Origin of the sequence: Amycolatopsis sp. NPDC005961 (assembly GCF_040629235.1) — a bacterium.
Taxonomy (GTDB): domain Bacteria; phylum Actinomycetota; class Actinomycetes; order Mycobacteriales; family Pseudonocardiaceae; genus Amycolatopsis; species Amycolatopsis camponoti.
On sequence record NZ_JBEXVF010000045.1, the window covers coordinates 66,067 to 75,646 of the forward strand.

11 protein-coding genes are annotated in these 9,580 nt (G+C 71.1%); 6 read left to right on the forward strand and 5 right to left on the reverse strand.

Annotation, left to right across the window (positions count from 1 at the left end):
* Nucleotides 1-5 precede the first annotated feature (5 nt).
* From purU to ABZ342_RS32475, 5 genes are all read right to left on the reverse strand, one after another.
* On the reverse strand, nucleotides 6-881 hold the full coding sequence (gene purU, locus ABZ342_RS32455; protein ID WP_360481047.1) for a formyltetrahydrofolate deformylase: 876 nt from the start codon (nucleotides 879-881) through the stop codon (nucleotides 6-8).
* 15 nt (nucleotides 882-896) lie between these two features.
* The gene (locus ABZ342_RS32460; RefSeq protein WP_360481050.1) at nucleotides 897-1,520 is read right to left on the reverse strand and encodes a maleylpyruvate isomerase family mycothiol-dependent enzyme; all 624 of its coding nucleotides are present in this window, start codon (nucleotides 1,518-1,520) and stop codon (nucleotides 897-899) included.
* Nucleotides 1,411-2,118 carry a VTT domain-containing protein gene (locus ABZ342_RS32465; protein WP_360481053.1) on the reverse strand — a complete coding sequence of 236 codons (708 nt, stop codon included), beginning with the start codon at nucleotides 2,116-2,118 and terminating at the stop codon, nucleotides 1,411-1,413. The genes ABZ342_RS32460 and ABZ342_RS32465 overlap by 110 nt, the downstream gene beginning before the upstream one ends.
* 68 nt (nucleotides 2,119-2,186) lie before the next feature.
* Entirely contained in the window at nucleotides 2,187-2,987 is an 801-nt protein-coding gene (locus tag ABZ342_RS32470; RefSeq protein ID WP_360481056.1) for a class I SAM-dependent methyltransferase, read from the reverse strand.
* The gene (locus tag ABZ342_RS32475; RefSeq protein WP_360481059.1) at nucleotides 2,966-3,472 is read right to left on the reverse strand and encodes a DUF2505 domain-containing protein; all 507 of its coding nucleotides are present in this window, start codon (nucleotides 3,470-3,472) and stop codon (nucleotides 2,966-2,968) included. The genes ABZ342_RS32470 and ABZ342_RS32475 overlap by 22 nt, the downstream gene beginning before the upstream one ends.
* Nucleotides 3,473-3,496: 24 nt before the next feature.
* Here ABZ342_RS32475 and ABZ342_RS32480 point away from each other — a divergent pair, with 24 nt between their 5' ends.
* The 6 genes from ABZ342_RS32480 to ABZ342_RS32505 all read left to right on the forward strand — a co-directional run bounded on the left by ABZ342_RS32480 (nucleotide 3,497) and on the right by ABZ342_RS32505 (nucleotide 9,478).
* Complete coding sequence (locus tag ABZ342_RS32480; protein WP_360481062.1) at nucleotides 3,497-4,552, forward strand: UDP-N-acetylmuramate dehydrogenase; 1,056 nt, start codon at nucleotides 3,497-3,499, stop codon at nucleotides 4,550-4,552.
* Nucleotides 4,553-4,712: 160 nt separating this feature from the next.
* Entirely contained in the window at nucleotides 4,713-5,894 is a 1,182-nt protein-coding gene (locus ABZ342_RS32485; protein ID WP_155548715.1) for an Ig-like domain-containing protein, read from the forward strand.
* Nucleotides 5,895-5,897: 3 nt separating this feature from the next.
* Nucleotides 5,898-6,713, forward strand: a complete 816-nt coding sequence (locus ABZ342_RS32490; RefSeq protein ID WP_360481066.1) for an alpha/beta hydrolase — start codon at nucleotides 5,898-5,900, stop codon at nucleotides 6,711-6,713.
* 23 nt (nucleotides 6,714-6,736) lie between these two features.
* Nucleotides 6,737-8,041, forward strand: a complete 1,305-nt coding sequence (gene mshA, locus ABZ342_RS32495) for a D-inositol-3-phosphate glycosyltransferase (RefSeq protein WP_196425853.1) — start codon at nucleotides 6,737-6,739, stop codon at nucleotides 8,039-8,041.
* Nucleotides 8,038-8,541 (forward strand): YbjN domain-containing protein, encoded by a 504-nt coding sequence (locus ABZ342_RS32500; RefSeq protein ID WP_360481070.1) that lies wholly within the window; start codon nucleotides 8,038-8,040, stop codon nucleotides 8,539-8,541. The genes mshA and ABZ342_RS32500 overlap by 4 nt, the downstream gene beginning before the upstream one ends.
* Before the next feature lie 70 nt (nucleotides 8,542-8,611).
* On the forward strand, nucleotides 8,612-9,478 hold the full coding sequence (locus ABZ342_RS32505) for a DUF4349 domain-containing protein (RefSeq protein ID WP_360481073.1): 867 nt from the start codon (nucleotides 8,612-8,614) through the stop codon (nucleotides 9,476-9,478).
* Nucleotides 9,479-9,580: the final 102 nt, after the last annotated feature.

The following is a 9,580-nucleotide window of genomic DNA, read 5'->3' on the forward strand; positions in this document are numbered from 1 at the left end:
CCGCGTCAGAAGACCACGGTGCGGTTGCCGTGCACCAGCACCCGGTTCTCCAGGTGCCAGCGCAGGCCGCGGGCCAGGGTGACCTTTTCGATGTCCCGGCCCTTGCGGACCATGTCCTCGACCGAGTCGCCGTGGTCGACGCGGATGACGTCCTGGTCGATGATCGGCCCCGCGTCGAGGTCCGCCGTCACGTAGTGGCACGTCGCGCCGACCAGCTTCACCCCGCGCGTGTGCGCCTGGTGGTACGGCTTCGCGCCGATGAACGACGGCAGGAAGCTGTGGTGGATGTTGATCGCGCGGCCGGCCCACTCGCGGCACAGGTCCGCGGGCAGGATCTGCATGAACCGGGCCAGCACCACTGCGTGCGGCTCGTGCTCGTCGACCAGCTTCCGGACCTCTTCGAAGGCTTCTTCCTTGCTGCCGGCCGGGAACGGCACGTGGTGGAACGGGATGCCGTGCGCGCGGGTGATGTCGGCGAGCGACTCGTGGTTGCCGATCACGGCCGCGATGTCGACGTCCAGCTCGCCGGACGCGACGCGGCCGAGCAGGTCGTACAGGCAGTGCCCGGCCTTGGACACCAGCACCACCGCGCGGCGCCGCTCACCGGTGTCGCTGACCTGCCAGCTCGACTCCGCGGACAGGTCCGCGGCCACCTCACCGAAGCGGGCGCGCAGCTCGGCGGCGTCGAACGGCAGCGAGTCGGCCCGGACGACCTGGCGCGTGAAGAACCAGCCCGTGTCCGGGTCGGTGTGGTAGGCCGCTTCGACGATCCAGCCGCCGTGCTCGGCGAGGAACCCGGAGATCCGGGCGATGATGCCGGTGCGGTCGGGGCAGCCGAAGGTGATGACGTAGCGGCGTTCGGGAGCGGTCACGCGGAGCATTGTCCCCCGCGCTGGTCAGGGCGCCGCGAGCGGTGCGAGGTCACCCGTCACCGACGCCTGGTGCGGGCGGCCCCACAACGCCCGGTAGACGTCGTCGGCGGCGCCGTCCAGCTCGGCTTTCGGCTCGCCGAAGGCCCACGACCGCTCCGGTGTCGTGACGCGCACGTCGGGCGTGATGCCGCGGCGCGGGGTGAGGTACGTCAGGTACTCGTCGACGCCGTCGTTGGCGAACTCGGGGGAGAAGCGGGTTTCCGGGACGTCGGCGAGCGCCGATTCGGCGTCGAGGCGGTGGATCGCCGTCTCGTGCGCCATCCGCCGCGTCCAGTCGCCGACCGTCTCGGCGAAGCCCGGGTACGGCGAAAACGCGGCGGTTTCCGGGTTCCCGCCCAGTGCCTCGCGCAAGGCCAGGCGCTGGCCGTCCCACCAGCCGAGGACGTCGTCCCAGTCCGGTGGCGGGGTCGGCCTCGCCGGCCGGTTCAGCGCCAAGCCGACGGCGAAGCCGTGCACGAACGCGATGTGCGACACCAGGTCATGGACAGTCCACTTCGGACAGTTCCGGACCGGCGCCGTCGGACCCGCTTCCAGTGCCGCCCGCTTCAGTCCGTCGGCGTGGACATCGATCGCCTCCAGCAGCTGCATGGGCCGACCGTAGCCGCCGTCCCGCTTCGATGGCGAAGACCAGGCCCAAGCCGAGGCTGAACGACAGGAGCAGGCCCTTAACCGGCTCGTCCGCGAAGGCGGCTCCACCGGCCAGACCGATCAGCACGCTGTAGACCGCCCAGATCGCCGCGCCGGCCAGGTCGAGCGGCACGAACCGGCGCAGGGGATACCCGAGGCTGCCGTTGGCGAGCGCGCTGGCGACGCGTCCGCCGGGCAGGTACCGCGCGGCGATGATCAGCAGCCCGCCGTTGCGCCGCACCTGGTCACGCGCCCATTCGTAGCGCCGGCGCCCGTCCGCCCCGCGCTGTAGCCGCGCGATCGCCCGCGGCCCGGCGGCCCGTCCGACGGCGTAGCCGAGGCAGTCGCCCGCCCACGCCCCACCGGCCGCGACGGCGGCGAGCAGCGTCAGGTCCGCGAGATCCGGCCCGAGCAGCACGGCGACGGTCACGACGGTCGTCTCACTGGGCATGAACGGCAGCAGCGCGTCCAACCCGGACACGGCGAAGACGAGCACCCACAGCCACGGCGAGCCCAAGGCGTCGCGCAGCAGCTCGGTGACGTGCGCCAGCAGTTCCACGGCTCAATGGTGATCACCGCAGGTCACTTCGGGGTGACGCAGTGGGGGTGGCCCGGTGAACGTTCGCTTCAGGCAGGGGCGACCGAGTCCCAGGGGACCGTCAGCTCACCCAGCCGGATGCGCGACGGTGGCCCCGACACCGGCCAGCCCCGCGCCGCCAGCAGCCGGACCGTCTCCAGCCACCGCGACCGGACCCCGAACGCCTGGTGCGGCGCGGCCGTCGCCCAGCAGGCGTCGAGAGCGGACAGCAGCGTGTGCACCCGCTCGCCCGGGACGTTCCGGTGGATCAGCGCCTTCGGCAGCCGCTCCGCGATCGTCGACGGCTTCTCGAGCCCCGCCAGCCGCATCGACAGCGTCAGCGAGACCGGGCCGGACGCGGCGACCAGCGCCCACGTCGACAGCCGGCCGATCTCGTCGCACGTGCCCTCGACCAGCAGGCCGCCCGGGGCCATCGAGTCCAGCACCAGCCCCCACGCGCCCGGGACCTCGTCCTCCGCGTACTGCCGCAGGACGTTGAACGCGCGCACCAGCACCGGGCGCGTCCCGGCCAGCTCGAACCCGCCGCGGCGGAAGTCCAGCATCGGCGGGGACGCGGCGTACTGCGCGAAGGCCACGCGAGCGGGATCCAGCTCGAGGCCCAGCACCCGCACGTCCGGCCGGACGCGGCGCACCCACCGGGCCAGCTCGATCGTCGTCACCGGGGACGCGCCGTACCCGAGGTCGACGACCAGCGGGTCCGCCGCCGCGCGCAGCAGCCGCGAAGTGCGTGGCGAGGAAGCGATCCACCGGTCCACCCGGCGGAGGCGGTTCGGGTTGGTCGTGCCGCGGGTCGGGGCGCCGACCGGGCTCAGCTTGCTTCGGTGAGCCACTTCGCCGTGAATTCGGACTCGTGCTCCAGCAGCTTCGTGACCTGCTCGGCGATCACGCTCTCCAGCTTCCCGCCGAACAGCGGGATCCGGACCGTCACCTCGCCGCTGATCCGCAGCACCGTCTTGTCGCCGTTCGCCAGCAACGCCGTCCGCGCGGAGATCTCGCCCGGGACGCCGCCGACCGAGACCGTCGCCTGGCCCTGCCGGCCGGTGCCGTCGTTGCTCACGCGCCAGGTCTGCGTGCGGGTCACCACCAGGTCGCCCTTGTGCAGGGTCCGCACCGCCTGCGGCAGCTTGTCCGCGCTGATCCCCTGCCGCAGCTCGTACCGGAGGTCCGTGCCCGAGACCTCGTACGACAGCAGCGCCGCGCCGTGCCCGCCGAGCTGCTCGAGCCGCGCTCGCAGCGCCGCTTCGCCGGCGACCGCCGCGTACGTCGCGGCGACGTCGGCGGAGAACTCAGCACGGTGCTCGATCCGGGATCCCATGAGCCGGACAGTACCGTCAGACGCGTGAACACGGCCCGAACTCCCGCACTCCCGAAGCTCTCCGCGTACACCACGCTGCGCCTCGGCGGCCCGGCCCGCCAGTTCGTCAGCGCCGTGACCAGCGAAGACCTCGTCGCGGCGGTCCGCGAGGCCGACGCGGCGGGCGAGCCGGTGCTGCTGCTCGGCGGCGGCTCCAACCTGGTGGTCGCGGACGCGGGGTTCGACGGCACGCTGATCGAGGTGGCGAACACCGGCTGGCGGCGTGCCGGGGACGTTGTGGACGTGGAGGCCGGCCAGAACTGGGACGCCTTCGTCGCCGGGCTCGTCGAAGCGGGCCTCGGCGGGCTCGAATGCCTCTCCGGCATCCCGGGCAGCGTCGGCGCGACGCCGATCCAGAACGTCGGCGCGTACGGCTGCGAAGTCGCCGAATCGATCGTCTCGGTGGAGCTGTACGACCGGCGGACGCGCGAAGTGCGCACGCTCAAGGCGGACGAGCTCGGCTTCGCCTACCGCACCAGCGTCCTGAAGGGCACCGACAGCGGCGTAGTCCTCTCGGTCCGCTTCGAGATCCGCGAGGACGGCCTCTCCGCGCCCATCCGCTACGCCGAGCTGGCGCGCACCCTCGGCGTCGAGATCGGCGCCCGCGTCCCGGCGGCCGACGCGCGCGAAGCCGTGCTGAAGCTGCGTCGCGGCAAGGGCATGGTGCTCGACCCGGACGACCACGACACGTGGAGCGCGGGCTCCTTCTTCACCAACCCGATCGTCCCGTCGGCCGAGGCGGAGGCCGTCCTGCGGCGCATCACGGACAGCGTCGGTGCCGAAGCCCCGCAGTACCCGGCCACGGGCGGCGTCAAGCTGTCGGCCGCGTGGCTGATCGAGCGCGCCGGGTTCGCCAAGGGTTACCCCGGGCCGGGGAACCGCGTCTCGCTGTCGACGAAACACACCCTCGCGCTGACCAACCGCGGCGACGCGACGACCGAAGACCTGCTCGGCCTGGCCAGGGAGGTCCGTGATGGGGTTTTCGCCCGATTCGGCGTTCGATTGCACCCGGAACCGCTCTTGATCAACTGCGTCATTTGAGCCGAATCGGGCAACCTGCACGTGTACAGGACGTCTTTGTCGACATAGGCGGTGCCACCTGATCGGATGGTCTTTACCTTTCGACAGGTAACGTCGAGCGCGTCACCAGCGCTAAGGGCGTGTGCCTCGCTGGTCGGTGGGGGAAACTCGGGAGGTTTCGGTGATCGAACGGCGTACGGTCTTCAAGGCCGCTCTGGCAGCGGGGGCTGCCCTGGTCGCCGCGGCGTGTTCGAGCACGAACGACGGCACGGCGTTCCCGACCGGCGCGGCGAACTCGGACGGCGAGGGCGGTGGCGCCCAGCCCGTGGCGAAGATCACGGCCGAGCCCGCCGTCAACGCCAAGGACGCTTCGGTCCTCAAGCCGGTCACCATCAAGGTCGCCGACGGCAAGCTCACCGAGTGCAAGGTGACCGCCGACGGCGGCAAGGCCGTGAAGGGCGACACCGCGCCGGACGGGCTCACCTGGACCAGCTCCGAGCCGCTCGGCTACGGCAAGACCTACACGTACGCGGCCAAGGCCACCGGCACCGACGGGAAGCCGGTCGAGCTCGCCGGCACGTTCAGCACGGTCAACCCGGCCAAGCAGGTCCGCGCCACGCTCAACCCGGCCGACAACCAGCAGGTCGGCGTGGCCATGCCGATCAGCGTCAAGTTCCAGTCGCCGGTCAAGGACCGCAAGGCGGTCGAGAAGGCCCTGTCCGTGAAGACGGACAAGGACGTCGAAGGCGCCTGGGGCTGGCTGTCCGACAGCCAGGTCGACTACCGGCCGAAGGAGTACTGGCCGCAGAACATCACCGTGAGCGTCGAGGCGAAGCTGTACGGCGTCGAGCTGGGCGGCGGCGCGTACGGCAAGGCCGACGTCACCACGAAGTTCAAGATCGGCCGCAACCAGGTGGTCAAGGTCAACACCCCCGAGCACCAGATGCACGTCTACCGCGGTGGCGCGCAGTACAAGAGCTACCCGTGCGCGAACGGGCTGGACGCGGAGGTCGACCGCAACACCCCGAACGGCACCTACATCGTCATGAGCAAGGAGCCGACGGCGGTGTTCGACAACGCCCGCTACGGCTACACGAACGTCAACAAGAAGTGGGCCTGCCGGTTCTCCAACCACGGCGAGTACATCCACGAGAACCAGGACAACGCGGCCAACATCGGGAAGAACAACAACTCCCACGGCTGCGTCAACCTCCTCGAGGCCGACGCCAAGGACTTCTTCGACTCCGCGCTGGTCGGCGACCCGGTCGAGATCACCGGCTCCAAGCTGAGCGCGCCGATGGCCTCGGACGTCAAGGACTGGAACTACAGCTGGGCGGCCTGGCAAGGGCTGGGTGCTAAGTAACCCGTGCGCACCGAGGTCGTCGGGTACGGCGGGGTCCGGCTCGGCCTGCGGGTCGAGGGCGCGGAGAACAGCAGGCCGATCGTCTTCGTGCACGGCTGGGCGCAGTCGTCCGGCTGCTGGGCCGCGCAGCTCGCCGACCCGGGCCTGACCGAGCGGTTCCGGCTGGTCGCGATGGACCTGCGCGGCCACGGCGCGTCCGACGTCCCCGCCGAGGGCTACGACGACCCGGTGGCCTGGGCCGACGACCTCGCCGCGGTGCTCGACTTCGCCGGACCGGACGCGATCGTCGTCGCCTGGTCCTACGGCGGCCTGGTGCTCGCCGACCACATCCGGGTGCACGGCACCGCACGGTTGCGCGGAATCGTGCTCGTCGGCGCGATCACCGAGATCGGCCGCGACCGCGCGGGCGGGCGCGTCGGGCCGCTGATGCGCGAGCACATGCGGGCGATGCTTTCGGACGATCCGGACATCGCGGTCCCGGCGCTCACGGCGTTCAGCCGCGACATGGCCGGCGGCCCGGTGCCGGGAACACAGGTCCAGGCCCTTCTCGGGGCTTCTCTGAGCGTGCCACCCGCGGTCCGCGCGGCCCTGTTCCGCCGCGACATCGGCAGCGAAGAAGTGCTGGCCGCGGTCGACAAGCCCACCCTGGTCGTGCACGGCTCCCACGACCGTGTGATCGACCCCGCGGCCGCGGAACACACGATCGGGAAGATTCCGGGTGCCACCGGACGTTGGTTCCTTGACGGGGGGCATGCGCCCTTCGCCGAGTCCGCGGAGGAGTTCGACGCGGTACTCCGGCAGTTCGCCGAAGAATGCTGACGTAACGCGGGAGACGAGACCAGGTGACCAGCTCCATCCGGGGGTTCAGTGCTGCGCCGCGCCGGGTCGCGGTGTTCTCCGTGCACACTTCGCCGCTCGAGCAGCCGGGGACCGGTGACGCCGGTGGGATGAACGTCTACGTCAGCCAGACGGCGACGGAGATGGCCCGCCAAGGCGTCGAGGTCGAGGTGTTCACCCGCGCTACGGCGTCGGACCAGCCGCCGGTGGCCGAGCTCGCGCCGGGCGTCACCGTCCGGCACGTGCAGGCGGGCCCGTTCGAGCCGCTGAGCCGCGACGAGCTGCCCGCGCAGCTGTGCGCGTTCACCTCCGGCGTGCTGCGCACCGAGGCGTTCCACGAGCCCGGGTACTACGACCTCATCCACTCGCACTACTGGCTTTCGGGCCAGGTCGGCTGGCTGGCCCGCGACCGCTGGTCGGTGCCGCTGGTGCACACCGCGCACACCCTCGCGAAGGTGAAGAACGCCGCGCTCGCCGAGGGCGACAAGCCCGAGCCGCGCACCCGCGTGATCGGCGAGGAGCAGGTGGTCGCCGAGGCCGACCGGCTGGTCGCCAACACCGCCGTCGAGGCGCGTCAGCTCATCGACCTCTACGACGCCGAGCCGCACGCGGTGCACGCCGTGCCGCCGGGCGTCGACCTCGAACGCTTCACGCCGGGCTCGCAGGCCGTCGCCCGTGCTTCCCTCGGCCTCGCCGACGACGACGTCGTGCTGGCCTTCGCCGGCCGGATCCAGCCGCTGAAGGCGCCGGACGTCCTGCTGCACGCCGCGGCGGCCCTGCTGCGCCGCCGTCCCGAGCTGGCGCCGCGCCTGGTCGTGCTGATCGTCGGCGGGCCGTCGGGCACCGGGCTGGAACAGCCGCAGGCCCTGCGTGAGCTGGCGGTTTCGCTCGGCATCGAGCGGCAGGTCCGGTTCCTGCCGCCGCAGCCGGGCGAAGCGCTGGCCCGGGTCTTCCGCGCCGCCGACGTCGTCGCGGTGCCCAGCTACAACGAGTCGTTCGGCCTGGTCGCGCTGGAGGCGCAGGCCTGCGGGACGCCGGTGGTCGCGGCCGAGGTCGGCGGGCTGCCGGTGGCGGTGCCGCACGGCGTGTCCGGCCTGCTGGTCCCGGGCCACGGCGCCGAGGAGTGGGCGGACGCGCTGGCCGCGGTCGCCCTGCGCCCGGACCGGCGCGCCGAGCTCGGCGCCAACGCCGTCGTGCACGCCGGCCGGTTCTCCTGGCGTCGCACGACCGACGCGCTCCTGGACATCTATGCTCAGGCCACCAGCGCTTTCCGGCACGCGCTGGACCTGCGCACGGAGGTGGCGGTGTGAGCCTGGACGAGCTGATCCAGTCTACTTTGGACTCTTCGGAGCTGAAGTACGACAAGCGCGGTCCCGGCAAGTACTTCGTCACGTTGCCGGGGACGAAGAAGCTGCAGACCAACGCGTGGCTCGTCGACGGCGACCACGCGTTTTCGGTCGAGGCCTTCGTGTGCCGGCGCCCGGATGAGTCCCATGAGGACGTTTACCGGTTCCTGTTGCAGCGCAACGCGAAGCTGTACGGCGTGCACTACACAGTGGACAGTCTCGGCGACATCTACCTGGTCGGCCGGTTCGGCAAGGAAACGATGTCGGCCGACGAGCTCGACAAGGTGCTCGGCCAGGTGCTGGAAGCCGCCGACGGCGACTTCAACACGCTACTGGAGATCGGCTTCGCGACGTCGATCAAGCGCGAGTGGGACTGGCGCGTCTCCCGCGGCGAGTCCCTGGCCAACCTGCAGGCGTTCAAGCACCTCGCGGAGCCGCGCGAACCGGGCTTGACCGAGTCGTGACCCGGGCCGTGCAACGGCCCTGATCCGGACATCCGTCTCACCGCCAGTCGAACCTGGAGGGAGACCCACGATGCGGACTCGATGGAGAGCGGCGCTGGCGATCACGGCGGTGGCGTTCGCGCTGGCCGGCTGCTCGGCGGCGGAGAACGGGGCATCGTCCACGGCGGACAGTGCCGGTGGGGTGGCGAAGGTCCCGGCCGCGCCGCAGCAAGGCACCGGGGCCAAGGGCGAGTCGAAGGTGACACCGCCGCAGGCCGGCGCCACCGATCGCAAGCTTTCGCGCAGTGCGCGGCTGGACCTGACGGCCACCAAGGTCGTCGACGTCGTCGCGCAGGCCCGCGGGATCGCGCTGGGCGCCGGCGGCTACACCGGGCAGGAGAGCACGGGCGAAGACGCGGCGACGCTGTCGCTCGCGGTGCCGTCGGACAAGCTCGACCCGGTGCTCGACCAGCTTTCGCATTTGGGCACTTCGCTGGTCAAGCGAGAGTTGAACACCCAGGATGTGACCGAGCAGGTCGTCGACGTCGAGGCGCGGTTGACGACGCAGCGCAAGTCGGTCGAGCGGATTCGCGCGCTGCTTTCGCAAGCGACTTCGGTGTCGGACATCACTTCGATCGAGAGTGAGCTGACCAGTCGCGAGTCGGCGCTGGAGTCGTTGGAGCAGCAGCGGAACTCTCTCGCTGGGAGTGTGGCGATGGCGACTGTGGCGATGAGTATTCGCAGTGTTGCCGCGCCGGCTCCGCCGTCTGAGGATCACAGCGGTTTTCTGGGTGGGCTGGCCGGCGGCTGGGATGCTTTCTTGACCTTTGGGGGCGGGTTGCTGACGGTGCTGGGGGCTGTTGCGCCGTTTTTGCTGATCGTGGTGCCGTTGGCGTGGGGCGGTTGGTGGGTGAACCGGCGTCGCCGTTCGGTGCGGCCGGAGCCTTCCGAGGGGTGAGCGGTGTTCTCCCGCTCCTCGTCTTTGATTGTTCAACACCGGATACCCGGCCTCAAGGGCGCCTTCGGCGTCGCTTCGCGATGAGCTTCGCTCACTCTTGAC